General features: G+C 72.3%; 20 protein-coding genes and 3 riboswitches. Of the genes, 10 read left to right on the top strand and 10 right to left on the bottom strand.

The annotated features are described in order from the left end of the window. Positions 1-94 precede the first annotated feature (94 nt). The gene (locus tag IEZ12_RS25200) at positions 95-1,483 is read right to left on the bottom strand and encodes an NRAMP family divalent metal transporter (RefSeq protein WP_229847971.1); all 1,389 of its coding nucleotides are present in this window, start codon (positions 1,481-1,483) and stop codon (positions 95-97) included. Then, positions 1,480-2,847, bottom strand: a complete 1,368-nt coding sequence (locus tag IEZ12_RS25195) for a magnesium transporter MgtE N-terminal domain-containing protein (RefSeq protein ID WP_189274952.1) — start codon at positions 2,845-2,847, stop codon at positions 1,480-1,482. The genes IEZ12_RS25200 and IEZ12_RS25195 overlap by 4 nt, the downstream gene beginning before the upstream one ends. Before the next feature lie 591 nt (positions 2,848-3,438). Beyond that, a riboswitch (M-box (ykoK) riboswitch) is annotated at positions 3,439-3,610 on the bottom strand. A gap of 255 nt (positions 3,611-3,865) precedes the next feature. On the opposite strand from IEZ12_RS25195, the gene IEZ12_RS25190 reads away from it, so the two are divergent. Further along, positions 3,866-5,209: an acyltransferase family protein gene (locus IEZ12_RS25190; RefSeq protein WP_189274950.1), complete on the top strand. Its 1,344-nt coding sequence runs from the start codon at positions 3,866-3,868 to the stop codon at positions 5,207-5,209. A gap of 7 nt (positions 5,210-5,216) precedes the next feature. On the opposite strand, the gene IEZ12_RS25185 is transcribed toward IEZ12_RS25190, so the two are convergent. Continuing rightward, positions 5,217-6,101 carry a GNAT family N-acetyltransferase gene (locus IEZ12_RS25185; protein WP_189274948.1) on the bottom strand — a complete coding sequence of 295 codons (885 nt, stop codon included), beginning with the start codon at positions 6,099-6,101 and terminating at the stop codon, positions 5,217-5,219. 379 nt (positions 6,102-6,480) lie between these two features. Between IEZ12_RS25185 and IEZ12_RS25180 the strand changes: the two genes are divergently transcribed. From IEZ12_RS25180 to IEZ12_RS25170, 3 genes are all read left to right on the top strand, one after another. Further along, positions 6,481-7,863: a glutamine synthetase family protein gene (locus IEZ12_RS25180; protein ID WP_189274946.1), complete on the top strand. Its 1,383-nt coding sequence runs from the start codon at positions 6,481-6,483 to the stop codon at positions 7,861-7,863. A 130-nt stretch (positions 7,864-7,993) separates the two neighbouring features. Beyond that, positions 7,994-9,370 (top strand): aldehyde dehydrogenase family protein, encoded by a 1,377-nt coding sequence (locus IEZ12_RS25175; RefSeq protein ID WP_189274944.1) that lies wholly within the window; start codon positions 7,994-7,996, stop codon positions 9,368-9,370. A 4-nt stretch (positions 9,371-9,374) separates the two neighbouring features. Next, on the top strand, positions 9,375-10,142 hold the full coding sequence (locus IEZ12_RS25170) for a 3-oxoacyl-ACP reductase (protein WP_189274942.1): 768 nt from the start codon (positions 9,375-9,377) through the stop codon (positions 10,140-10,142). Positions 10,143-10,243: 101 nt separating this feature from the next. On the opposite strand, the gene IEZ12_RS25165 is transcribed toward IEZ12_RS25170, so the two are convergent. Further along, complete coding sequence (locus tag IEZ12_RS25165) at positions 10,244-10,612, bottom strand: hypothetical protein (RefSeq protein ID WP_043907420.1); 369 nt, start codon at positions 10,610-10,612, stop codon at positions 10,244-10,246. A 218-nt stretch (positions 10,613-10,830) separates the two neighbouring features. Then, the gene (locus tag IEZ12_RS25160) at positions 10,831-13,950 is read right to left on the bottom strand and encodes a SpoIIE family protein phosphatase (RefSeq protein ID WP_189274940.1); all 3,120 of its coding nucleotides are present in this window, start codon (positions 13,948-13,950) and stop codon (positions 10,831-10,833) included. A 135-nt stretch (positions 13,951-14,085) separates the two neighbouring features. Here IEZ12_RS25160 and IEZ12_RS25155 point away from each other — a divergent pair, with 135 nt between their 5' ends. Both IEZ12_RS25155 and IEZ12_RS25150 read left to right on the top strand, forming a co-directional pair. After that, on the top strand, positions 14,086-15,033 hold the full coding sequence (locus IEZ12_RS25155) for a pseudouridine synthase (protein ID WP_189274938.1): 948 nt from the start codon (positions 14,086-14,088) through the stop codon (positions 15,031-15,033). 127 nt (positions 15,034-15,160) lie between these two features. Further along, entirely contained in the window at positions 15,161-16,087 is a 927-nt protein-coding gene (locus IEZ12_RS25150; protein ID WP_189274936.1) for an AurF N-oxygenase family protein, read from the top strand. Positions 16,088-16,219: 132 nt separating this feature from the next. Here the strand turns inward: IEZ12_RS25150 and IEZ12_RS25145 are convergent, their stop codons facing one another. Further along, a complete protein-coding gene (locus IEZ12_RS25145) occupies positions 16,220-17,440 on the bottom strand; it encodes a LysM peptidoglycan-binding domain-containing protein (RefSeq protein WP_189274934.1) in 1,221 nt (406 codons plus the stop codon). 3 nt (positions 17,441-17,443) lie between these two features. Then, positions 17,444-17,612: riboswitch (cyclic di-AMP (ydaO/yuaA leader) on the bottom strand. 507 nt (positions 17,613-18,119) lie between these two features. Here IEZ12_RS25145 and IEZ12_RS25140 point away from each other — a divergent pair. Both IEZ12_RS25140 and IEZ12_RS25135 read left to right on the top strand, forming a co-directional pair. Further along, positions 18,120-19,373: an MFS transporter gene (locus IEZ12_RS25140; protein ID WP_189274932.1), complete on the top strand. Its 1,254-nt coding sequence runs from the start codon at positions 18,120-18,122 to the stop codon at positions 19,371-19,373. A 97-nt stretch (positions 19,374-19,470) separates the two neighbouring features. Next, positions 19,471-20,835 carry an MFS transporter gene (locus tag IEZ12_RS25135; RefSeq protein WP_189274930.1) on the top strand — a complete coding sequence of 455 codons (1,365 nt, stop codon included), beginning with the start codon at positions 19,471-19,473 and terminating at the stop codon, positions 20,833-20,835. A 70-nt stretch (positions 20,836-20,905) separates the two neighbouring features. On the opposite strand, the gene IEZ12_RS25130 is transcribed toward IEZ12_RS25135, so the two are convergent. The 3 genes from IEZ12_RS25130 to IEZ12_RS25120 form a co-directional block, all read right to left on the bottom strand. Continuing rightward, complete coding sequence (locus IEZ12_RS25130) at positions 20,906-21,628, bottom strand: hypothetical protein (RefSeq protein ID WP_189274928.1); 723 nt, start codon at positions 21,626-21,628, stop codon at positions 20,906-20,908. Positions 21,629-21,657: 29 nt separating this feature from the next. Then, on the bottom strand, positions 21,658-22,356 hold the full coding sequence (locus tag IEZ12_RS25125) for a tyrosine-protein phosphatase (RefSeq protein WP_229847969.1): 699 nt from the start codon (positions 22,354-22,356) through the stop codon (positions 21,658-21,660). A 134-nt stretch (positions 22,357-22,490) separates the two neighbouring features. Continuing rightward, positions 22,491-23,939, bottom strand: coding sequence for a glycine hydroxymethyltransferase (locus IEZ12_RS25120; protein ID WP_229847967.1), 1,449 nt, complete (start codon positions 23,937-23,939; stop codon positions 22,491-22,493). Between the two features lie 30 nt (positions 23,940-23,969). Continuing rightward, positions 23,970-24,077: riboswitch (ZMP/ZTP riboswitch) on the bottom strand. Between the two features lie 56 nt (positions 24,078-24,133). Here IEZ12_RS25120 and IEZ12_RS40155 point away from each other — a divergent pair. Together IEZ12_RS40155 and IEZ12_RS25110 are read left to right on the top strand one after the other, a co-directional pair. After that, a complete protein-coding gene (locus tag IEZ12_RS40155; RefSeq protein WP_308431075.1) occupies positions 24,134-24,352 on the top strand; it encodes a mycothiol transferase in 219 nt (72 codons plus the stop codon). Positions 24,353-24,437: 85 nt separating this feature from the next. Then, a complete protein-coding gene (locus tag IEZ12_RS25110) occupies positions 24,438-24,929 on the top strand; it encodes a F0F1 ATP synthase subunit B family protein (protein ID WP_043907403.1) in 492 nt (163 codons plus the stop codon). Positions 24,930-24,936: 7 nt separating this feature from the next. Here IEZ12_RS25110 and IEZ12_RS40655 read toward each other — a convergent pair whose 3' ends face one another. Further along, on the bottom strand, positions 24,937-25,182 hold the full coding sequence (locus IEZ12_RS40655) for a hypothetical protein (RefSeq protein WP_373295527.1): 246 nt from the start codon (positions 25,180-25,182) through the stop codon (positions 24,937-24,939). Positions 25,183-25,409: the final 227 nt, after the last annotated feature.

Here is a 25,409-nt window from a genome sequence, read left to right as displayed (position 1 = left end):
ACGTCCCCGGCAGAGGAGGGAATGCATGCGCAGGACGAACGGATGGCGAGCTGTGCTCCGGCAACTGCTGCTGCGGTGCGGGTGGGGTGCAGGATCAGGCCAGGCCGAACCAGCCGAGCACGGTCTGCACCAGCAGGACGGTGGACATCAGCGCCACGCCGGCCACCACTGTGGTCGCGGCGATCCGGTACCGGCGGCTGTTCGCGGCGTCGCCGAGCAGCGAGCGGCGGTTGGTGAGCACCAGCAGGTACACCAGCACGATCGGGCTGATCAGTCCCTGGAGCACCTGGGTGCCGATCAGCAGCTGGATGACGTCCACGGGCGTCAGGGCCACGACGGCGCCGAGGGCGATCTGTGCGGTGAACACGCCCAGGAACAACGGTGCGTCGCGGAACCGCCGGGAGACCGAGCGCTCCACTCCGGCGGCCTCGCCGATCGCGTAGCTGGCGGACAGCGGAACCACGGCGCCGGCCAGGGCGGACGCGCCCAGCAGGCCGAAGGCGAACAGCAGTTCCGCGCCGGGGCCTGCCACCGGCGCCAGGGCCCGGGCGGCCTCGGCCGCGGACTGCAGCGGACCGGTCCCGCCGATCGCCGAGGCGGTGGCCACGATGATGGTCAGGCTGATGATGCAGGCGAACACCGCCCCGAGCACGGCGTCCGCCCTGATCAGCTTGTAGTCCTCGGGCTTCGCCCCGCGGTCCACCACTCCGGCCGCGGCGTAGAACTGCATGTAGGGGCTGACAGTGGTTCCGATCAGGGCCACCGCGAGGAGGATGAAGTCGCCGGACGGCTGGAGATGCGGGACGACCAGGTTCTTGCCGACCTCGCCCCAGTGCGGGTGGCCGAGGATCATCGCGATCGGGTAGGCGAAGAACGCCAGCGACATCACCAGGAAGATCCGCTCGGCCCAGCGGTAGGAGCCGAACAGCACCAGCGCCCACAGCAGCGCGGCGGCCGGTGGGACGACCACCCACTTCGGCACGCCGAGCAGTTCGAAGGCCGCGCCGACCCCGGCGAACTCACTGACCACCAGTCCGGTGTTCGCCAACAGGAGACAACCGACCGCCAGGGCAGTCAGCCGGAGGCTGAACTGCTCGCGGATCAGGGCGCCGAGGCCTTTGCCGGTGTACGCCCCGAGACGGACGGCCATCTCCTGGACCATCACCAGCGCGATGGTGACCAGCACCATGAAGAACAGCGTGCCGTAGGTGAATTGGGATCCGGCCGAGGCATAGGTGGCGATGCCGGCGGCGTCGTTGCCCGCGTTGGCGGCGACCAGGCCCGGCCCGGCGATCATCGCCAGAGCGGCGAGTCGGCGCAGCCCGCGCCGGCGACCCGATGGCGGTGTCGGCGCGGCCGTCGGCCCGGAGAGTCCCGTGGTGACGCCCGGTTCGGCCGGCGCGAGGCCGGCTGGGGCCGAAGTGGCCTGAAGAGCGGCGGAGTCGACGGCGTCGGCGGCGATGGGGTCGATGTGGGCGTTCACTGGCGGAACCTCCGGAGGTGCAGGCGCCCGCGTTCGGGCAGCAGGGCGTCGATGATGTCGTCGGCGAGAATGCGGCCCAGCGGCCGTCCGTCCTCGCCGACCACCACGAGGGAGGACTTGCGGGCGGCCATCAGCCGGTCGGCAGCCTCGGCGAGCCGGGTGTCCGGGGTGAGCGTCACCGGCGCGCCGAACTGGGCCAGCCAGTCCGCCAGATCGGCGATCCGGGTGGAGTCCTCGGCCACCGCCAGCTCGAACAGCGGGAGGTCGGCGATCAGCCGTCCGTCGGCGTCGAGCACCGCCACGGCGTCGATCTCGGCGCGGTGCTCGGCCTGGGCGGCCAGCTCGGCCCGGACTTCGGAGACGGTCTGCTCCATCCGGACGGTGACCAGACGGGTCGTCATGGCTCCACCGGCGGTGCCCTCCCGGTGGGAGAGCAGGCCTCGGAGCTCGGCGGCCTCCTCGCTGGGCATCCGCTCCAGCAGGGTCTCCCGCTCACTGGGCGCGAGATCGCGCAGTGCGTCGGCGGCCTCGTCGGGCTCCATCGCGTCGACCAGCCGTGCGGCGTCCTCCGGGTGGGCCTCGCGCAGCAGGTTCTCGAGCTCGGCGGGCACCATCTCCTCCAGGGCGTCCGCGGCGTGTTCCGGCTCCAACCAGTCCAGGAGCTGGTGGCGTTCGCTGCGACCGAGGTCCTCCAGGATGTCGGCCAGATCGGCCGGACGGAGTCGGTGCAGCGCGGATCGCGAGGCCCGCAGCCGGACCTCCGCCGGGCCGTCGGTGGCCTGCTCGCCGAACGGGGCGACGGACTGCCAGTCCAGGACCCGTTCGGGTGTCGGCCGGGCCTGCCAGCGGCGGGGGCCGAGTCGGCGCAGCAGCGTCGGCAGGGAGACGTCCACCCCGACCAGGACGACCCGACCCACCAGCGGGGCCAGGTACAGGTCGGCGGCCCGAGTCACCTGGACGCCGTCCACGTCGACGAGTTGGTGGTCCAACACATCGCGGGCCAACAGCACCTCCCCGGGGCGGCGCTGGAAGTCCCGCAGGTCGACCCGGGAGGCGCTCAGGCGGATCTGTCCGGCTGCGAGCCGTCCGATCGCGTCGGCCGGCAGGAAGGCCCGGCGACGTCCGATCCGCAGGATCAGACCGGTCATCGGCGGGTACGGCTCGGGGCCGTACAGCCGGGCGACGACGTCGGCGAGTCGGCCCACCTCGGCACCCGCCTGATTGGTGACAGGCGCTCCGATCAGGCCCGCCAGCGAGACGAGGGAGGAACGCACGGCACGGCCGGCGATGGTGCGGTGGCCCAGGTTGGTCCGGCGGTCGCGGATCCTGGAGGTGGTCGAACTGAAGAGTGTGTTGGTGGCCATGGCGAACACCCCTCTGTCCCGGCGAGGCGGGACCGACGGGCGGTTGGAGGCAGCTCCTCATGGACTCCGGTCGACTTCCGCGACCGGCCCGCTCCGACGGCCCGGACCGCTTTCGGCAGGACCAGGCGGGCAGCGGCCGACCCGGTCGAGACGGACCCGGTCCGGCGGAAACTGTCCGGGCCCGAGGGCCGATCCGGCGGTCCGGGCGCAGGCGGTCCCACCGCGTGGGGTCGACGGTGAAGGGCCGTCGACCGCCCACGGCATGACGGAGGGAAGTCGTGACAGGGCACCGCGGCGCCCGCCGGACCGCACCGGGCCGGACTGCTGTCAGGTGCAGCCGTGGAGGCGGGCAGACCGTAGGGCAGCGACAGCCGGACCCACGGTAGGTCGGGCGATCGACGGCGCTCGGCCGAGTGAGATCACGGAGTCAGTGAAGGAGGAACTGCCTCGAACCGCAGAACAACGGCGAGGACGAATCGGGAAGGGGCTGATCGTGCCCCGGACTACTGCAGTCCATCTCTCGCCTCCTCCCGATTTGGCCGACGAGTTCCACTCGCGGGCGCGCGGCAGGCGACCGGGCCACGAGAGCCCGGCGCACCCCTACTCGTCAGAGCTTTGGCACTCCACGGCGTGTCCCCGGTCGGGGGAAGCCACTTGGGGTCACCCCTTGGGCCGGGGAGACCTGTCCTGATCCGGAGCGTCTCTCGACGGGTGGGATCAGTGGCCTGTGTCCGTGAAGACGCCTCACCGAACGAGGTGTCTGTCCTTACCCGACCAGGATAGGGCCACGGCAACCCCGCTCACCGCACCCTTGACCAGGGTTTGACCCCGACCTGGTCGGGACCTGGGGAAACGACCGGCACCGGACACCCAGGTCGGACGCGGGACCGGAGACGCAGACGGGGATGGCCGAGGCGGCCCGACGGTGAGGCTTGTGGCTGAACCGCAATGCGCCGGACGGGGCGGGTGTGATCGGCGAACGGAGATGATGACCGACAACGGGGAGAGGGGGATCGACGTGAAGGGAACGTCGGCGCGCAGCGGGTATGTCGACCTGCTGCGGGCAACGGCGATCGTGCTGGTGGTGATCGGGCACTGGCTGATCACCACACTGGAACGGGAGCCCGACGGGTCGTTGGCGGCACCCGAGTTGATGGCCGCTGTGCCGTGGACCCAGTGGCTGACGCTGGTCTTCCAGATCATGCCGGTGTTCTTCCTGGCCGGTGGCTACGCGGCAGCCGGCTCCTGGATCGCCTGCCACGCCGAGGGCGGCACAGCCGCCGGTTGGATCCGTGGGCGGGCCCTGCGGTTGCTGCTGCCCACCGGCGCGTACCTGGTGCCGGCGCTGGGCGGCCTGCTGATCGCCGCGGCCTTCGGCGCGGACCCGACACTGCTGGGGATGATCGGCTGGGCGCTGGCCATGCAGTTCTGGTTCCTGCCGGTCTATTTGACGATCAGTGCGCTGACACCGTGGCTGTACGCGGCGTACCGGCGGTGGGGTTTTCGCTCCGTGGCGATGACGGCCGTTGCGGCCGTCGGCGTCGACCTGGTGGTTCTCGGTGCGGGCACGGACTGGGCAGAGCAGCTGGGGCGGTTGAACTACCTGCTCGTGTGGGCGGTCGCGTATCAACTCGGCTTCGCCTGGAAGGGCGGCGGGCCGACAACCCGGCCGTGGTTCGGGGCCGTTCTGGTTGTGGGCGGCGCGGCGGGCTACGCGGCGTTGGTGAGGTTCGGCCCGTTCCCCGTCAGCCTGGTGCTGGTCACCGGTGAGGAGGTGTCCAACACCGATCCGCCCTCGTTGGCGATGCTGGCATGGCTGTTCGCCCAGTGCGGCCTGTGCCTGTCGCTGGCACCGCTCGCGGAACGGGTGCTGCGGTCGGCACGCCGAATGCGTTTCGTCGATTCTCTCGGCCGGATCAGCATGACGCTCTACCTGTGGCACATGGTGCCGGTCCTCGCCGCGGGCGCCGCCTTCTACCTGACCGACCTGGCTCCCGAGCCGACGGTGGGCGCGGGAGCCTGGTGGGCCTGGCGGCCTGTCTGGATCCTGGTGCTGGCCGCACTGTTCTGCCTCCTGCTGGCGGTCCTGCGGCCAGTGGACGGACTGCTGATCCGGCTGGCCGGCAGGGCTCGGCCACGAGCCGCGATCAGCGGAGCTTGGCGACCTCTTCTCCTGGTCGCAGGCCTGGCCGCCACCGTCTGGGCACTGGCGCAGTGGGCTGTGCAAGGTCTCGCCCGGGGCGGATCGCCGGCTTGGCCGACGGTGCTGGCCTTCGTCGCCGGGTCGACACTGGTCGTCTCCGCCGGCACCCGGTGGGCGGCCGCGGAGACGACGGAGGTGGCCGTGCGGCAGGCGGGTTGACCGGACGTCAGGACGGGAGCGGGAGGCGGAACTCGACGGAGCGGTGCGTGGTGCGGTAGCCGAGGGCCTGGTTCACGGTGATCATGCCGATGTTGTGGTCGGCGGTGTCGGTGAGGAGACCGGTGATTCCGGGCTGTTCGGCGCGGGCCCAGCGAATGGTCTCGGCCTTCATGGCCCGGGCGAGACCCCGGCGGCGGTGGGCGGGCAGCACGCCGGTGCCGTAGTGCTGGGCGTCGCCCGAGCGGTCGGCCGGAAGGACGAGCTCGGTGAAGCCGACGATGGTGTCGGTGGCCTCCTCCACCACGGCCACGGTGTGCAGGAGTTCACCCCGGTCGGCGACTGCCTTCGCGATGGCGAGGACGCGGGCCTCGTCCCAGAGGATCAGACCGAAGACGGTGTCGCCCATCGGCATGTCGTCCATGGCGGTGCGCGACACCGTGAAGGTGGCCAGCCACTCGTCCGGGCAGCTGCCGACCCAGGAGATCAGCCGGTAGCCGGGGTGGAGCGGAGCCCCGTCGGCGGCCGCAGGGGCGCTGGGACCGGTCAGGTCGAGCCGGGCGTAGTCGAGGATCAGCGCCCGTTCGAAACCCCGCGCGGTGAGGAAGGCGTCGCCCGGGGAGCCCTCGACCGCCTGGGCGAGCATCGATCCGCGGCCGTCCTCGGCTGCCGCCGCAGCGGCCGCGGACAGCAGCGCCGAGCCGACACCGCGCCGGCGTTCGGCGGGGTGGACGTTCAGCGTCAGAGCGGACAGATGGGCCTGGCCGGGCGAGGTGAACAGCGAAAGGACGGCGGACCCGAGCGGAGTGCCGTCGGGTGCGGACGCCAGCCAGGTGAGTCGGCGGGAGAGCGCCGCCGGGACGGCGTCGGTGAGGGCGGTCAGACGGAATGTCACGGGTGGTGAACTCCAACGGGAAGGAACGGCAGGGTGATGAGCATGCACGCGGCACCGAAGCAGGTGGCTCCGCCCGGCGCAAGCGATTTCCGGTCCGCTGCCGGATGCCGACCACGCCGCGGCACTGTCGACGCGTGGCTGCCGGTGCCGGATTGCTGCCGAGGTGGGAGAGGGCGTGGAGAGGTCGATCAGCAGGCTGATGATGCGTCATATTGCTTGGAAGGATGATGTTCTGACGATGAATCAGTTTTTCGCGACACGCGCGCGGCCACTGGTGCGGGCAGGTCCGGGGCGGGATCATCAGGGCCGTGGTGGTCGGCGTCCCGGCAGCCGCGCAGGGCTGCCGGGACGCGCACGGGCGGCGGAAGTGGAGGGGCGGATGACCGACGCGCGACTCACGGTGGAGCGCCTGCGCAGCCTGGTGGCCGAAGGCGCCGTGGAGACCGTGGTGCTGGCCGCCACCGACATGCAGGGGCGGCTGCAGGGCAAGCGGCTGGCGGCGCAGTACTTCCTGGACGAGGTGCTGGCCGGCGGCGCCGAGGGCTGCGGCTACCTGCTGGCGGTGGACGTGGAGATGAACACCGTGGACGGCTACACGGTCTCCTCCTGGGAGACCGGCTACGGCGACCTGGTGTTCCGTCCCGACCTGACGACCCTGCGAATGGTTCCCTGGCACCCCGCCACGGCGATGGTGCAGTGCGACCTCGCCCACCAGGACGGCAGTCCTGTCGCGGTGTCGCCCCGCCAGGTGCTGCGCCGCCAGCTGGACCGGCTCGCGGGGTACGGCTGGCGGGCCTACGTGGGCACCGAGCTGGAGTTCATGGTGTTCCGCGACAGCTACGAGCAGGCCTGGGAGAAGCACTACCAGAGCCTCACGCCCGTCAACCAGTACAACGTGGACTATTCGATCCTCGGCACCGGGCGGATCGAGCCGCTGCTGCGCAGGCTGCGCACCGGGATGGCGGGCGCCGGGCTGGTGGTGGAGTCGGCGAAGGGCGAGTGCAACCTCGGCCAGCACGAGATCGTGTTCCGCTACACCGATGCGCTGACCTGCTGCGACGACCACGCCGTGTACAAGACCGGCGCGAAGGAGATCGCCGCGCAGGAAGGCGTCAGCCTCACCTTCATGGCCAAGTACGACCAGCGGGAGGGCAACTCCTGCCACATCCACCTGAGTCTGCGCGACCAGCAGGACCGTCCGGTGTTCCCCCGGCGCGGAGCGGGGGAGACCGAGAACGGGCAGCCCGGCGGGCTCTCCCCGACGATGGAGCACTTCCTGGCGGGGCAGCTCGCCTGCCTCGGCGAACTCGCGCTGCTGCTCGCCCCGACCGTCAACTCCTACAAGCGCTACGTGGCGGGCAGCTTCGCTCCGACCGCGATCGCCTGGGGCCGCGACAACCGGTCGTGCGCGCTGCGCGTGGTCGGGCACGGGGGGTCGCTGCGGTTCGAGAACCGGGTACCCGGCGGGGACGTCAACCCGTACCTGGCCGTGGCCGCGCTGATCGCCGCCGGGCTGTACGGCGTGGAGCACCAACTGCCGCTGGAACCGGAGTTCACCGGCAACGCCTACGCCTCGGACGCCCCGCGAGTGCCCGCCACCCTGCGGGAGGCGATCGAGCGGTTCGACCGCAGCGAGGTCGCCACCGCGGCGTTCGGCAAGGACGTGGTCCGGCACTACGCCCACGCGGGGCGCGTGGAACTCGCCGCCTACGACGCCGCCGTCACCGACTGGGAGCGCCGTCGCGGCTTCGAACGGCTGTGAGCGCGGACACCCGGCGCCGCCCCGGCAGCGCCACCACCGGACACCGCAGCGCGGACAGCACAGGGCGGGCGCCCACGCCGATGCCGCAGCGCGGGCACCGCCACGGGACCCCACAGCAGAGGAGAGCGCCGTGACCGACCAGCCCGATCCGTACCAGGTGGTCAACCCCGCCACCGAGGAAGTGATCGCCACCGTCGAGCTGGCCGGCACCGGGGCCACCGACGCCGCGATCGCCCGCGCCAAGGCCGCGTTCGAGAGCTGGCGGGCCGTCAGCCCGGGCGACCGGGCCCGCCTGCTGCGCCGGTTCGCCGCCGAAGTGGACGCCGACCGCGAGCACCTGGCCGCACTGGAGGTCGCGAACGCGGGCCACACCATCGGCAACGCGCGGTGGGAGGCAGGGAACGCGCGCGACGTCATCGAGTACTACGCCGGCGCGCCCGAGCGGCTGTTCGGCCGTCAGATCCCGGTCGCAGGCGGCCTCGACGTCACCTTCCACGAACCGCTCGGCGTGGTCGGCGTGATCGTCCCGTGGAACTTCCCGCTGCCGATCGCCGCCTGGGCGCTCGCACCCGCCCTCGCCGCAGGCAACACGGTGATCGTCAAACCCGCCGAACTCACCCCGCTGACAGCGCTGCGCCTCGCCGAACTCGCCCTGCGCGCGGGGCTGCCGGAGGGGGTGCTGCAGGTCCTGCCCGGCCGCGGGCCCGTGGTCGGCGGGCGCTTCGTCACCCACCCCGACGTCCGCAAGGTGGTGTTCACCGGCTCCACCGCCGTCGGAAAGTCCGTGCTGGCCGGCTGCGCCGCCCAGGTCAAACCCGTGACGCTGGAACTCGGCGGCAAGAGCGCGAACATCGTGTTCGCCGACGCCGACCTGGAGAAGGCTGCGGCCACGGCCCCCTACGCGGTGTTCGACAACGCCGGGCAGGACTGCTGCGCCCGCTCCCGGATCCTGGTCGAGGCGAGCGTGTACGAGGCGTTCCTGGCCAGGCTGGAGAGCGCGGTGCGCGCGGTGCGGGTCGGCGACCCGGGCGACGAGAAGACCGAGATGGGCCCGCTGATCTCGGCCGCGCACCGGCGGCGGGTCGCCTCGTACGTCGACGGCGACACCGGGGTGGCGTTCCGCGGCAGCGCACCCGAGGGCCCCGGGTTCTGGTACCCGCCGACAGTGCTCGCGCCGATCGCGCCCGAGCACCGGGCGTTCACCGAGGAGGTGTTCGGGCCGGTGGTCGCGGTGGTGCCGTTCCGCGGCGAGAGCGACGCGGTGCGGATCGCCAACGCCACCGAGTACGGCCTGTCCGGCTCGATCTGGACCCGCGACGTGGGCCGGGCGCTGCGCGTGGCCCGCGCCGTCGAGGCGGGCAACCTGTCCGTCAACTCGCACTCCTCGGTGCGGTACTGGACGCCGTTCGGCGGTTTCAAACAGTCCGGTCTGGGCCGCGAACTCGGCCCCGACGCCCTGCACGCCTTCACCGAGACCAAGAACGTCTTCATCGCGACGGAGGAATGACCCCATGACCAAGCGACTCGACGGCCGGGTGGCCGTCGTCACCGGCGCGGGCAGCGGCATCGGCCTGGCCACCGTGCGCCGCTTCGCCGCCGAGGGCGCGAAGGTGGTGTGCGCCGATATCGACGAGGAGACCGGCGCCAAGGCCGCCAACGAGGTCGGCGGCCTGTTCGTCCGCACCGACGTGAGCGACGAGGAGCAGGTCCGTACGCTGTTCGACACCGCCGTCGAGCACTACGGCAGCCTGGACGTGGCGTTCAACAACGCCGGCATCTCGCCACCCGACGACGACTCGATCCTGGTCACCGGGCTGGAGGCGTGGAAGCGAGTCCAGGACGTCAACCTGACCTCCGTCTACCTGTGCTGCAAGTACGCGATCGGGCACATGCGACGGCAGGGCAAGGGCTCGATCATCAACACCGCGTCCTTCGTGGCGGTGATGGGCGCGGCGACCTCGCAGATCTCCTACAGCGCCTCCAAGGGCGGCGTGCTGTCGATGAGCCGCGAGCTGGGCGTCGAGTTCGCCCGGGAGGGGATCCGGGTCAACGCCCTGTGCCCCGGGCCGGTCAACACCCCGTTGCTGCAGGAACTGTTCGCCAAGGACCCGGAACGGGCCGCCCGTCGGCTGGTGCACATCCCGCTCGGCCGGTTCGCCGAACCCGAGGAGATCGCCGCCGCGGTCGCCTTCCTGGCCAGCGACGACTCCTCCTTCATGACCGCCAGCACCTTCCTGGTGGACGGCGGCATCTCCGGCGCCTACGTCACCCCGCTCTAGCCGTCGCCAGGTCGAACAGGACGGCCGGGCGGGTCGCGAGGACACCGCCCGGCCGTGCTGCCGTTGGTCGGCCCGTCCCGGTGGGGCGGAACCGGCACGGTTCACTCCGCGGAGAAGGCGTCCCCGTCGATCGCGAGCGCGCTGCCGCCGCGGGAACCGGCGTCGCCCTCGACAGCCAGCGCGTCGCCGCCCGTGGCCCAGGCGTCGCCACCGAGCGCGGCGGCGCTGCCGTCCAGCGCGACCGCGTCGCCGTCGACGGCCAGCGCGTTGCCGTGCACGGCCCAGGCGTCGCCTTCGACCGCCACTGCGTCGCCGTCGATCGCCACCGAGTCGCCGCCGAAGGCGATCGCCCCGTGCGGGTGCTCGTGGTGGTGCCCGTGCTCGTGCGCGGCTGCGGTGCCCGCGGCGCCGAACAGGGCGAGCCCGGTGAGGAAGGTGGCGGTGGTGAGCTTGGCAATGCTGGAACGCATCAATTCCTCCATGGTTGGCGCCGAACACGACCGATCGCGACCGATCCTGGGGGAGGTCCGACCTGCGACGCGCGCCTTCGGTCGTGTCGTCACCCGCCCGGGGCAACGCGACTGCCGTGACGGGTGATCGAGGTACCGCCGGATGCCCTACCTGGGCCCGGCACTGTCGATTTGCGCGTCGGGTACGGGAGTTGAGGGGCTGCGGTATGACGATCGGATCAGCGGGCTGGGAGTTCCATCTCGAACCAGACCACCTTGCCGTCCCGGGTCGCCCGGCTGCCCCAGCGGTGCGCCAACTCGTTGATCAGCTGCATGCCCCGGCCGCCCTCGTCATGCGGAGTCGACGGCCGCAGCCGCGGCTCCCGGCTGTCCGCGTCCGACACCTCCACCGTCAGCAGCGTCCCCCGGAACACCCGCAGCTGCAGCGGTGAACCGGCGTGCATCAGGGCGTTGGTCAGCAGTTCCCCGGTCAGCAGCACCACCGGCTCCACCAGCGAGGTCAGGCCCCAGCCCGTCAGCGTCCGCCGGGTGAAGTCCCGGGCGTGCCGCAGCAGCGCCGGGTCGCCGGACAGCGGCAGCGTCGCCAACCGGTCATCGCCGACCGGGCCCGCGTGCGCCATGATCACCGCCACGTCGTCCTGGCCCATCGTCGCCCCGAGTGCGTCCAGCACCACGTCGCAGCCCCGCTCCAGCGTGCCCTGACGGTGCGTCACCGTCTCGCGCAGCAACTCCAGGCCCTCGTCCAGGTCCTGGCCGCGCCGCTCCACCAACCCGTCCGTGTACAGCACCAGCAGCCCGTCCTCGCGCAGCGGGAACCGGATCGACTCGAACGGCACCCCGCCCACGCCCAACGGCGCCCCCGGCGGCGGCTGCACCAGCCGCGCCTGCCCGTCGTGCTCGGACACCACCGGCGGCAGATGCCCCGCCGACGCCAGGATGCACTCCTCGTCCACCGGGTCGAACACCGCGCACACGCACGTCGCGAACTGGCCCTCGCCGAGCTGCGCCGTCGCATCGTCCAGCCGGCGCAGCACCCGCGCCGGATCCAGGTCCAGCGTCACCAGCGTGCGTGCCACCGTCCGCAGCTGGCCCATGGTCGCGGCGGCCCGGATGCCGTGGCCCATCACGTCGCCGACGATCAGCGCCACCCGGCCGCCGGTCAACGGCACCACGTCGAACCAGTCGCCGCCGATCTCGTCGCCCACCGTCGAGGGCAGATAGCGGTGCGCGATCTCCAACCCCGGCGTGCGATGCACGTCCTGCGGCAGCAGGCTGCGCTGCAGGGTCAGCGCGGTGTCCCGCTCGCGCCGGTACAACCGGGCGTTGTCGATGCACACCGCCGCCCGGGCCGCCAGCTCCTCGCCGAGCGCCAGGTCTGCCGCCGTGAACGCCTCCGGATTGGCCATCCGCGCGAACTCCACCCCGCCCAGCACCTGCCCGCGCGCCAGCAGCGGAACCATCAGGTACGAGTGCAGGCCCGCGTCCAGACTGGGCTGGACCCGCTCCGGATAGGTGACGATCCGCCGCAGCGCGAACTCGTCCACGTGCGGGACCAGCACCGACCGGCCGGTGCGCATCGCGTGCGCGTACAGGTGCGCGGAATGCGAGGCCTCGCCGATCTCGTCCGCCGCGCCCACCAACTTGGCGCGGCCGCCCTCGCCGTCGTCGGCGCGCTCGCCGACCGCCACCGCCCGCAGCAGCACCGAACCCGATTCGGGCACCGGCTCCGGGTCCTCGTCCGCCATCACCGCTTCGCGGATGTCGACCGTGACGAAGTCCGCGAACCGGGGGATCACCACGTCCACCAGCTCCTGTGCGGTGAGATGCAGGTCGAGCGTGGTGCCGATCCGGGTGGACGCCTCGTTCAGCAGGGCCAGCCGCTGCTGGGCGGTCTCGGCAGCCTCCAGCGCGCGCTGGCGCTGCTCGGCGGCGTCCCGCTCCCGGGTGTACAGCAGCGCGTTGTCGATCGACACCGCGGCCCGCCCGGACAGCTCGGCCGCCAGCGCCACGTCCGACTCGTCGTACCGGGGCGCGCTGTGCGAACGCAGGAACGTCGCGGTGCCGATCGCTGAACCGCGAGCGATCAGCGGCACCACCATGAACGACCGCACCCCCTGCTCCCGGATCGCGGCAGTGCGTGTCGGATCGTCGGCGAACCACTTCATGGCCGGGTCGTCGGTGTCCGGCACCAGCACCGACCGACGGTGGGCCAGTGCCCACGCGAACGGGCTGCCCGGGTGATAGCGCTGCACCGCACCGACCGCACCGACCACGCCGACCGGGCCGATCGACCACATCCCACTGCCGGGCACGGTGTGGAACGCCAGCCGGCGCAGCACCGCCGACCCGTCGGACCGGTCCGGCAGTCCGACGGCCTCGCCGCGGATCAAGGACTCCAGCACCTCCACCACCACGGTGTCGGCCAGCCGCGGCGTCGCCGTCTCGGCCAGCTCACGGGCGGTGGTGGCCAGGTCCAGGGTGGTGCCGATCCGGGCGGACGCGTCGTTCAGCAGCGCCAGCCGCTGCTGGGCGGCCTCGGCGGCGATCTCCGCCTCGAAGCGGTCGGTGATGTCCACGACCGTCACGCAGACGCCGAGCACCTTGCCGTCCGGCTGGTCCAGCCGGAAACACGCCACCGACCAGGCGTGCTCGCGATCCGGGTCGGCCGGCGTAAAGCCGTGCGTGCGGGCGTCCAGCACCGACTCGCCGTTGGCCAGCACCCGGGCCATCATCGCCTCGACCTGCTGCCCGTCGATGCTCGGCAGCACCTCGGTCAGCCGCCGCCTGATGCTCTGCCGGCGCGGCACCCCGTTGAACCGGGCCAGCGCGTCGTTCAACCGGACGAACCGCAAGTCGGTGTCGAACACCGCCATGCCGACGGGGGACTGGGTGAAGAAACCGTCCAGAATGGCCAGGTCGGAGGCCAGCCTGCGCACCGAACTGACGTCGGAGGCCACCGCCAGCACCATCGGGGCACCGTCCGGGCCGGCGATCGGATAGGTCCGGAACTCCAGCCGCACCAGATGCCCGTCCTGGTGTCGGACCGGAAAGACCCCCGAGAACGGTTTCCCGCTGAGGATCCGGGAGAACAGCTCCAGCACCTCCGGGCGCCGGTCCGCCCCCACCAGCAGGTCCGCGGCGCGCGCGCCCACCGCCTGCTCGGCGGGAAAACCGAGCAGCGTCTCCGCGTCCGGACTCCAGTGCAGGATCCGGCCGTCGGCCGCGACCAGCGCCGTCGCCACCGGGATGGCCAGCAGGCCGTCCGGCAGTTGCGCACCGCCCTCCGCGAAGGGAGAGGTGGGGCGGGTCCGCTGATTGCCCTGCTTGTCGGTGTCCATCTGGCCACCTGCCGTTCCGGGGGCGGGTACCGCCCTGCCATCGTCGCACGCCGGGCCGCCCGCGCCCAGACGGGTGTGCGCCCGCTATCGTGGGTCGGATGTGCACCCGTCGGACCGACCCCCGGACGGCGCCCGATGGCGCGTAGGCCCCCCGCCCCCGTGAGCCCGCTGCCCCAGCGCGACGGCATCGACCCCGTCCACGTACGCCTGCCGCTCGACGGAGCGTGGCCGACCGTCCGGGCCTACCTGGAGGAGCGCTACGGCACCGCCGCGGGCCCCGGGCGGATCGCGGTGATGCTCGACGCCGGAGAATTCGTCGGACCCGACGGACCGGTCACCGCCGACGAGCCCTACCGGCCCGGGGGCCACGTCTGGTTCCACCGGGAGCCCGGTCCGCCCGAACCTGTGGTGCCGTTCCCGGTGGAGGTGCTGTACCGCGACGAGCGGATCGTGGTCGCCGACAAGCCGCACTACCTGGCCACCACACCGCGCGGCCGCCACGCCACCGAGACCGCGCTCGCCAGGCTGCGCCGCGACCTCGACCTGCCCCGGCTCAGCCCCGCGCACCGCCTCGATCGCCTCACCGCGGGCGTGGTGCTGTTCGTCGCCGAACCCGCCCGCCGGGGCGCGTACCAGGGACTGTTCGAACGGCGGGAGGCCGTCAAGACGTACGAGGCGATAGCCGCACACGATCCGGCGGTGACCCTGCCGACCACGGTGCGCAACCGGCTGGTCAAGGACCACGGCCGACTGGACGCCTACGAAGTCCCGGGCGAGCCCAATGCGGAGAGCCGGGTCGAGCTGCTGGAGGCCCGCGACGGCCTCGGCCGCTACCGGCTCGCCCCGCGCACCGGCCGGACCCACCAGCTGCGGGTGCACATGAACGGGCTGGGCCTGCCGATCCTCGGCGACCCGATCTACCCCGCGCTGCTGCCCGAACGGGACTCGGAGGACTACCGGCGCCCGCTCCAACTGCTGGCACGCTCGCTGGAGTTCACCGACCCCGTGGACGGCACACCGCGGCGCTTCGTCAGCGGACGGGTGCTGGCGGCATGGGCGGATCCGCTCGGCTGGCGGGGCTGACCGACCCTCGGGTCGACGGTCTGGGCTTCCTTGTGCGCGGTGTATTGACGGATAGTCTAATAACTTCTACCTTCGCGGCAGTGGCACCATCCCACCCTCGACTCCGCCCCACCGCGAAGGAGCCGGCATGCCGCCCCAGCCCGCCGTCACCCCCGGCGCCCCCGACCGCGAGCGCACCGCCCCGGACCGGGAACGCACCGCCGAACGCCTGCTCGCCTCCTCCGCGAAGCTCTCGTTCAACCCGCTCAAGGACGTCGACTGGGACGCCGACCCCGTCCCCGGCGCCTACTACTGCCCGCCCCGCCACCTCTCCCTCTACGGCACCGACCTGTGGGAGCGGATGACCGAGGGCGAGCGCATCGAACTCTCCAAGCACGAGGTCGCCTCGATCGCCAGCGTCGGCATCTGGTTCGAGGAGATCCTCATGCAGATGCTGCTGCGGCACGCCTTCGACCGGGACCCCACCAGCAACCACGTCCAGTACGCGCTCACCGAGATCGCCGACGAATGCCGGCACTCGATCATGTTCGCCCGCATGATCGAAAAGATGGGCGCCCCCGCGTACGGCGCCGGATTCGTCGCCCACAACCTCGGCCGGCTGTTCAAGGCGATCTCCACCCACAGCCAGACCTTCGGCGGCACCATGTACGTCGAAGAGATCCTGGACGCGTTCCAGCGCGAAATGATGAACGACGACACGCTCCAGCCGCTCACCCGGCAGGTCTCCCGGATCCACGTCATCGAGGAGGCCCGACACATCAGCTACGCCCGCGAGGAACTCGTCCGCAAGCGGCTTGGGTTCCTGCAGCGCCGATGGGAGCAGCTGTTCCTCGGAGTGGTCATCTACTTCGCCACCACCGCGCTGATCCACCCCCGGGTCTACGCCGCGGTCGGCCTCGACCCGAAGGTCGGCAAGGCCGCTGCCCAGGTCAACCCTCATTGGCGCAGCACCAAGATCGAGATGGCCCGGAAGGTGATCGGGGTTCTGGACCGCGCCGGACTGGTCGGCGCCGCCAACCGCTGGCTGCTGCGCGCCGCCGGAGTGATCGCCTGAGCGGGAGTGGGAGAGCACCGGGGACGGGGCGACGGCCTCGCCGGGGATTCCGTCGGGGGAGCACTGCGGCGGCCTGCACCGGGCCGGGCCGGGCCGCCGCCCCGAAGCGACGGCGGCCCGGCCGGGCAGTCCTCAGCCCAGGTTCAGCACCTGGCCCGGCTGGATCAGGTCCGGGTTCTCGCCCAGCACCTGCTTGTTGGCGTTGTAGAGCTCGGTCCAGCCGCCGTCCAGCTCGTGGGTGCGGGCGATCTTCGCCAGCGTGTCACCCGGGCCGACGGTGTACGGCTGGGCGGCCGGGGTGCCGGCCGCCGGGGCGTCGGTGGCCGACGGGCTGCTGGTGGGCGGCGTGGACGTGCTCGGCTGCAGCGTGCCGGCCGCCTGGCTCGGGTCGGTGTTCGGGGCGGTCGGCGAGGTGGTCGGTGCGGGCGACTGGGTGCCGCCGGTTCCGCTTCCGCCTCCGGGCTCGCCCTGGCCCTGGCCGTTGCCTGCGCCGTTGTTGCTGTTGCCGTTCTCTGTACCGTTCCCGTTCCCGTTCCCGTTCCCGTTCCCGTTCCCGCTTCCGTTGCCGTTCTGGCCGTCGGAGGGCGTGGTGGGGTTCGGGCTCGGGGTGGTGCTCGGGTCGGTCGGCGGTGCCGGGACGGCCGGGGTGGCCGGAGCGGTCGGGGTCTGCGCGTCCGGGGTGGTGGTCGGGGACGGTGCAGCGGTCGGCGGCTGCGGGTGCGTCAGCTGCATGTAGCGCTCGTACAGGCTCTGGTGGCTGGTCCAGAACCAGCCGCCGTTCTTCTGGTACCAGTACACGTGGGACACCGGGTCGTAGCCGGGCAGGCCGGAGAAGACCGGGGCGGCGTTCGGGGCGGCGACGGTGCCGTCCGAGGCGGTGTTGGCAGCTGCCGCGCCGCGGGCACCGCGCAGCGCACCCGACTCGTCCGCCGAGTCGTTGTTGTCCACCACACCGGGGGCGCTGGCCACGCGCAGGTCCGACGAGTCGGCGCACGAGGCCCACGGCTGCGGGCCCTCGGTGGCCAGGATGCGTTCGGCGACCGCGATCTGCTGGCTGCGGGTGGCGCCGTTGGGCAGCTCGGCGTACTGGGTGCCGCCGTAGTCGACCCAGCGCTGGGCGGTGATCTGGAGACCGCCGTACATGCCGTCGCCCGAGTCGAGACTCCAGTTGCCGCCGCTCTCGCAGTCGGCGACCCGGTCCCAGACCGCGCTGGGCGCGGCCTGTGCACTCGTCGCGGCGAGCAGCGGCAGTGCGATGCCGACACCGACGACGCCGGCCGCGGCGATGGCCCGCTCGGCGGCTTTCTCCGCCTGGCTCTGCTTGCGGTGACGCCCGGAACCCGTGAAGAGCATGCTCGATCCTCTCCGCACGCCTGCGAGGTGAGCTGTCGGGTTCGGACCCGGAGGGAGGCCCGGCCGCCGTATGCCGGTCGGAGCCGGTGCGGGCGACTTCACCCCTAGCCGTGGGGGACGGCGACGTACCTGGTTCCCCCGTCCCTGCCCAGGGTTGTGGTGATCGACCCGGCAACGCGGCGGGCAGGGTTCGGCGTTGCCGCGTGCGGGGCCCGGCGGTGCGGGCCGGACCGAGCCTATTCACTCGAACGGAGCAATCACAAGCTCATCGCGCCGGTATCACGGGGGAGTCACGCCGGACCGGCCGGGTTCGGACGCGGAGCGCCCGGGCGCGGGCGAGGAGGCGTGGCGGCCGTGCGTGGGCGACCGGTTGGCGGGGGTTCGGAGGAGGGGAAGCGGTGTGATCGGGCGGTCGGGGGTGGGTGATTGGGCGGTCGGAGGTGGGGTGATCGGACGCGAAAGTCTGACCGATCGGTGGGATTGGAGATCGGGTGGAGGGGAAGGCGGGCGTCCGGGCTCCGGCCTGCGAATGTGACTGCACGTCAACTTGCCTGAGAGGCATGATAGTTGAGGTGAACCAGGGCATTGTCGACCTTGCGGATAAATCACGCGACAGCCCGTTCGGGGGCTCCCTACCATCACGGTGATCGCTGTTCCCCGACCCGCTGTGGAGGTGCCCGTGGCTGCGCTGATTCCCGAAGTGCTCCGGGTGGAGCGCCAGTTCGCCCGTCTGTTCGTCGCCCAGTCGCTGTCCGTACTGGGGGACAGGGTGTCGTTCGTGGCGCTGCCGTTCGCGGTGCTGTCGATCGGCGGGTCGGCCGCCGATGTCGGCCTGGTGGCGGCGGCGGGACTGCTGCCGATGCTGGTGTTCACGCTGGCCGGCGGCGTGTGGGCGGACCGGATACCGAGACAGCGGATCATGCTGGTCTCCGATCTGGTGCGATGCGTGGTCCAGACGGCCGTCGCGGTGCTGCTGCTCACCGGGACGGCCCGGGTCGGGGTGCTGGCGGCGCTGATGGTGGTGTTCGGTGTGGCGGACGCCTTCTTCCTGCCCGCCTCCACGGGGCTGCTGCCGCTGCTGGTGCCCAGTGAGCGGCTGGGCGAGGCCAATGCGTTGCGCGGGTTCGTCCATTCGGCGGGGCTGGTGGTCGGCCCGGTGCTGGCCGGCGCGCTGGTCGCCGTCGCCGGCCCCGGCGGCGCACTGCTGGCGGACGCCGCGAGCTTCGCCGCCAGTGCCGCCGTGCTGGCGAGGCTCGGCGCGGTGGGCGGGAGGGCCGTTGCGGAGCGGGCCGAGCGCCTCGGGTTCCTGGCCGAACTCCGGGTCGGCTGGCAGCAGGTGCGTCAGCGGTCCTGGGTGTGGTCGAGCATGCTCGTGATCGCGGTCTACCACGTGGTGGTGCTGCCCTCGGTGTTCGTGCTCGGTCCGGTGCTGGCGGATCGCGAGTGGGGCGGGGCCGGCGCCTGGGCCATGGTGGTCACCGCCTTCGGCCTCGGCGCGATCGTCGGCGACGTCTGTGCCTACCGCCTCAAACCGGCCCGTCCGATGGCGGTGGCGGCCGTCGCGATGGTGGTTGCCTCCTGTCAGGCGCTGATCATCGGATCCGGCGCTCCGGTCGTGGTGATCGCTCTGCTGGAGGCCTGCACCGGAGTCGGCGTCTCCCTGTTCTTCGTGCTGTGGGAGACGTCACTCCAGGTGCACATACCCGAGCAGATGTTGTCCCGGGTCAGCTCCTACGACCACCTGACCGCGGAGGCGCTGATGCCGCTCGGCCTGGTGCTCGCAGGCCCGCTCGCTGAGGGGATCGGCGTGCACCGGGCGCTGTTCGGCATGACCGCGCTGGCACTGCCGGCCGGCCTCGTCCTGCTCGCCCTGCCGGCGATTCGGGGACTGCCTGCACGGCCGGCGACCATCCCTGTATCCACTAATCCATAAAAGATTGGAATATGATCGCCGATGTGCCCCCGCTCGATCGACGCCCGCGGAGCACCGCTCCACGCACCACGTCCCACGTACCATCCGGGAGTCCCCCATGTCCGTCCAGGCCCAGCCCCCACTGCCGCCCCCAGCAGCCACGCCGAGCGCCGCGGCGCGCACCACCCCGGCCGGCGGGCCCGGAGGCCGGCCGATCCGGCTCGGGCTGCGCGCCAACCTCGCGCAGTTCGGCCTGCTGGTGGCGGTCAACGCCCTGGTCGGCGGCATGCTCGGCCAGGAGCGGACGGTCCTGCCGCTGCTCGCGGACCAGGTCTTCCACCTGTCCGCCTACACAGGTGCGCTGACGTACATCCTGGCGTTCGGCGCGACCAAGGCGGTCACCAACTTCTTCGCCGGCACGCTCTCCGACCGGTACGGGCGCAGGCCGGTGCTGATCGCGGGCTGGCTGATCGCCCTGCCGATTCCGGCGATGCTGGCCTGGGGTCCGACCTGGGGGTGGATCGTCGCGGCGAACGTGCTGCTCGGCGTCAATCAGGGCCTCACCTGGTCCACCACCGTGATCATGAAGATCGACCTGGTCGGTCCGGCCCGGCGCGGCCTGGCGATGGGTCTCAATGAAGCGGCGGGCTACCTCGCGGTGGCCGTCACCGCGACCGGCACCGGCGCCATCGCCGCCCACTGGGGCCTGCGCCCGCAGCCCTTCCTGCTCGGCGCGGCCTACGTCGCGCTCGGCCTGGGCCTGACGGTCGCCGCCGTCCGGGAGACCCGCGAGTACGCCCGCGCAGAGGCCGCCGCCCACCCGGCCCCGGCCGCCGCCACGCCAGCGGTCACGGCCCAGGCGCACCTCGGCGGCGGTGACCAGGCGGTGCTCAGCACCGCCCGAATAGCCCGCACCACCAGCCTCGGCGACCGGGCGCTGTCCAGTGCCAGCTGGGCCGGCATGGTCAACAACCTCAACGACGCGCTCGCCTGGGGCATCTTCCCGCTGCTGTACGCCGCGCACGGTCTGGAGCTCGGCCGGATCGGCATCCTGGCCGCCCTCTACCCGGCGGTGTGGGGCGCGGGGCAGATGCTCACCGGCTGGTGGTCCGACCGGATCGGCCGCAAGCACCTGATCACCGCGGGCATGCTGCTGCAGGCCGTCGCCCTCGGCCTGGTCGCGGCCGGGACCAGCTTCCCGATCTGGGCCGCGGCCCAGGCCCTGCTGGGCGCGGGCACGGCCCTGGTCTACCCGACGCTGCTGGCCGTCGTCGGAGACGTCGCCCACCCTGCGTGGCGGGCGCGCGCCGTCGGCGTCTACCGGCTCTGGCGCGACGGCGGCTTCGCGGTCGGTGCGCTGATGGCCGGCATCCTCGCCGACGCGTACGGCGTGACCACCGCGATCTGGGCGGTCGCCGCGTTGACCGCGGTGGCCGGTGTCATCGTGGCGGTGCGCATGTACGAGACCCACCCGCGCAGCTGACCGGTCGTCCGCGGCAGGCGGCCTCCTCGGCGGCGCGGGAACGACCGTCCCGGGGAGGCCTGCGAAGGAGTCACTCGAGGAAGACCGACACAATGCCCAGCACCGCCGCGAGGACCGGCAGCGCGGCGAACCAGACGAAGCCAAGGCGCAACGGAAGGCTGAGGCCGTTGTGGACCGGCCCTCCGGCGCGTCGGAGCCGGTCGGCACGACGGATGTTCAGCAGCGCGAGTCCGACGCCGGGAGCGAGGGAGAGCAGCCACAGTCCGAACAGGAACCTGGCGCTGTCGCCCACCGCACGGTCGGTGCCGAACTCGACGCAGTGGCCGGTCGGAAGGCAACTCACCTCCAGCTCGGTGCCGAGCGCGTACGGGGCGGACCTGTTCGGCAGTTGCCGGTAGCCGCCCGCCGGGTCGGCAGTGCGCGGCTCGCCGTGGCCGGAGCAGCTGTAGGTCTCGTTGCGACCGCTGCGGCCGTTCGAGTCGCAGTGGTCCACCGTCATCCGCAGATGGGGGGTGCCGCGCCAGCCGGCCTGGTAGGTGAAGTCGGTGGCCCCGCCGTAGGCGAAGCCGAAGCCGAGGAAGCCGATGAACAGGAGGGCAGCGACCGTGAGCGCCGCCCCGCCGCCGGCCGAGAGGCGGGAGTTGCCGGACCTGAGGTACCTCTCGTCCGGATCGGGCCGCCGGTCGGTTCCGTCGGGCCCGGCCGCGTCGGGCGGTTCGTCAGGCTTGTCGGGGCCTGTCAGGCGGCCAGGTCTGGTGGCGTCCATGGTTGATCCCCCGTCGGGTTCGTGCATGGTCGGCACCCTAGCGCCGGAGCAGATCCCTACGGGCTGACAGCGGCGTGGAACTGGGAGCGCAGGGCGGCGAGTTCGGACGTCCGAGCGCCGTGGGCGCGCAGGTGCTCGTCCAGTGCGCCGTGCTGGGAGCGGACGGAGAGCAGGGCGCGCCGCAGATGGACGGCCGCGACCGGGCGAGTGGCGTGACCGGGTGCGCCGGGGGCGGGAACGGTGAGCCCGAGCGCCGTGTTGGAACACAGGAAGTCGGCGAGGATCTCCGGCTCCGCTGCGCCCAGCAACGACTGCACCAGCGCGATCACCACTCCGGTGCGGTCCTTGCCGGACGCACAGTGCACCAGGACGGCCCGGCGGTCGGCGGCCAGCAGGGCCCGGACCGCCGCGACGGCCGGGCGTCCGGCGAGCTCCGCCATCAACGGGTACAGCTCGGGCTGCTCCTCGGGCCAGCGCTGCTCCGCGAAGACCGGAACGTGCAGGTAGCGGATGCCGGAGTCGCCGAGCGCGTCCGGGCGGGCGGTGGTCTCCGGAGTGCTGCGCAGGTCGAGGACAGTGCGCACACCGAGGTCGAGCAGCGCCCGGGCGCCGTCGGGCGTCAGCCGGTCCAGCGCCCCGGAGCGGTACAGCACCCCACGGGGAAGTGTCCCGAGCCCGCCCGCGTCCCGGAAGTTGCGCACCCCGGGGACGGTGGGCCCGTCCAGTCCCGCTGCCGTCGGTTCGTCCGCGATCATGGCGGCCATCCTAGGCGGCGCGAGTGCCCGGCCCCGCCCGAGCGACCAGGGCCGGGCCGGTCGGCGCCGTCCGGGCGCGCGGCCGGGGAGGCCGCGAGCCCGGAACCAGGGCCGCAGGGGTGAGGAACGGGCGGTCAGGCGAGGGTGATGCCGGGGTAGAGCGGGTGCTCCGACAGCAGGTCGACGGCACGCTTGGCGACCGCGTCGCGGACGCCGGCGTCGAGCAGGTACTGCGCCTTGGAGGAGCCGGCGGCGGAGGTCGCGGACAGTACGGTGTGGATCAGGTCCGCCACTTCGTCGAACTCGGCGGCGCCCAGACCGCGGGTGGTCAGGGCGGGGGTGCCGAGCCGGATGCCGGAGGTGTACCAGGCGCCGTTCGCGTCCTGCGGGACGGCGTTGCGGTTGGTGACGATGCCCGAGTCCAGCAGCGCCGCCTCCGCCTGGCGGCCCGTCAGGCCGTAGGAGGAGACGTCCGCCAGCACCAGGTGGTTGTCGGTGCCGCCGGTCACCAGCCGGGCGCCACGCTTCAGCAGGCCCTCGGCCAGCGCATGCGCGTTGTCCACCACCTGGTGGGCGTACACCTGGAACTCGGGACGCCGGGCCTCCGCGAACGCGACGGCCTTCGCGGCCATCACGTGCGACAGCGGACCGCCGAGCACCAGCGGGCAGCCCCGGTCGACGTGCTCGGCCAGCTCAGAGGTGCACAGCACCATGCCGCCGCGCGGGCCGCGCAGCGACTTGTGGGTGGTGGTGGTGACGATCTGCGCGTGCGCGACCGGGTCGAAGTCGCCGGTCAGCACCTTGCCCGCGACCAGGCCCGCGAAGTGCGCCATGTCGACCATCAGGGTCGCGCCGACCTCGTCCGCGATCTCCCGCATCCGGCGGAAGTTCACCAGCCGCGGGTACGCCGAGTATCCGGCGACCAGGATCAGCGGCTTGAACTCGAGGGCGATCCGCCGGACTTCGTCGTAGTCGACCAGTCCGGTCACGGGGTCCGTCCCGTAGCTGCGCTGGTCGAACATCTTGCCGGAGATGTTCGGCCGGAAGCCGTGCGTCAGGTGACCGCCCGCGTCCAGCGACATGCCGAGCATCCGCTGGTTGCCCAGCTCGCGGCGGAGCTCTGCCCAGTCCTGCTCGCTCAGGTCGTTGACGTTGCGCACCCCCGCCCGCCGGAGCGCCGGGCTCTCCACCCGCTGCGAGAGCACCGCCCAGAACGCCACCAGGTTGGCATCGATCCCGGAGTGCGGTTGCACGTACGCGTGCTCTGCGCCGAACAGCTCCCGGGCGTGCTCGGCGGCCAGCGACTCCACCGTGTCGACGTTCCGGCAGCCCGCGTAGAAGCGGCGGCCCGGGGTGCCCTCCGCATACTTGTCGCTCAGCCAGTTGCCCATCGCCAGCAGCACGGCGGGCGAGGCGTAGTTCTCGCTGGCGATCAGCTTCAGCGAGGCGCGCTGGTCCTCGATCTCCGCGCCGATCGCCGCGGCGATCCGCGGTTCGACAGCGCGCACCACGTCCAGGGCGCTGCGGAAGGCGGTGTCGGCGGCAGGGCTGCCGAAGGTGTGCGGGGTCAGGGACTCGGCCAAGGCGGTCTCCTCGTACGGAACGGCGACGATTCGGACGGCCCAGGCGCTCGGCTACAGCACGTCGGAACCCGCAGGTTCCGTGCGGAGCCGCTCCCCGATGGTGAAATCCATCCCAGCGCGCCAGTCACGGCTCACCGCGATGCTACCAACCGCCCGGACCGGGTCCGGGCACACCCCGCTCGGCCCCGCTCCGGGTGAGCGGCCGGGTGCGCGGCGCAGGGCGGCGACGGACAGCCCGCGGAACACTCTCCGGTGCGCGCGTTCGGGCCTTCGGCGTGATCGTGAGCATGACCTGGACCGTCCCCAAGCTGTCGCTGCGGATGACGTTCCTGCACGTCACGACCGAGTGCGCCCGATACAACGGGTACGTGGACCTGCTGCGTGAGCACGTCGACGGTTTCACCGGCGCCTGACCGGCGTCGAAGTGCCGTGCGGGGCAAGGTGGATGGGGTACCCCCGATCGAACGGTCAGTCAGATGACCGGATAGCATACTGAGTATGGGACCTCTCGAACCGAATGTGCCCGAGCTGATCCTCGGCCTGATTGTCTTCTTCCTGCTGTTCGCGGTGCTCGGCAAGGTCGTGCTGCCGCGCATCGAACGGACTCTTGCCGAACGCCACGACAAGACCGATGGCGGCCTGGTCCGGGCAGAGGCTGCCCGGGCCGAGGCCGAACGGATACGCGACGAGTTCCAGGCCGAGCTGTCCGCAGCCCGGCACGAGGCCGCCGCGATCCGGCAGACCGCCGCCGAGGAGGGCGCGGCCCTGGTCGCCGCCCTGCGCGCCGAGGGTCTCCAGCAGCGTGAGCGGCTGGTGGCCGAGGCACAGGTCCAGCTGGCGGCCGACAAGGTGCTGGCCGAGGCCGAACTGCGCGAGGACGTCATCAAGGTGGCGACCGAGCTGGCCTCCCGGGTGGTCGGCGAGCCGCTGGCCGACCTGTCCTCGACCCGTGCCATCGCGGAGGAGTACCGCAACCGCGCCACCGTCTGACGTCCTGTCACCCGACAGCCGCAGACCCGGACGGGCCGTCCGCCCCCAGAAGTTCTGGGAGCGGACGGCCCGTCCGGCGTTCCGAGCGGCGCGACCGGACGCGCCTCAGGAGGCCGTGCCGCTCAGGCGCACGGGCCGTCGTCGGCCCACACGCCCACTGTCCGCTACTGGCAGGGTTCTCGTTCAGGGTCCACCACTTGGCGTGGTAGTTGTGGCCGTTGTAGTCGGCCTTGCCGCCGCCCACGTAGGTGATGGTCGGCTGCCAGACCGGGCTGCACGGGGCGCTGCCCGTCTGAAGGCAGGTCTGGATATCTGTCCTCCTACGACCGGGCCCACGATGTGGCCGAGTGCTTCGGGGGATGCAGCGCCGAGGGTGGATCCCCTCGGCGGGCTCGGGATGGTCGCCCCGCTGGGCTGAGGCGTGTTCGGTCGCGGGGCACTGGCGAGGAAGGGAGATCCCGTGCTGCTCCGGGACTTCAG

The sequence above is a fragment of the Kitasatospora griseola genome (assembly GCF_014648555.1).
GTDB lineage: Bacteria > Actinomycetota > Actinomycetes > Streptomycetales > Streptomycetaceae > Kitasatospora > Kitasatospora griseola.
This window is presented reverse-complemented; position numbering and strand designations above follow the sequence as displayed.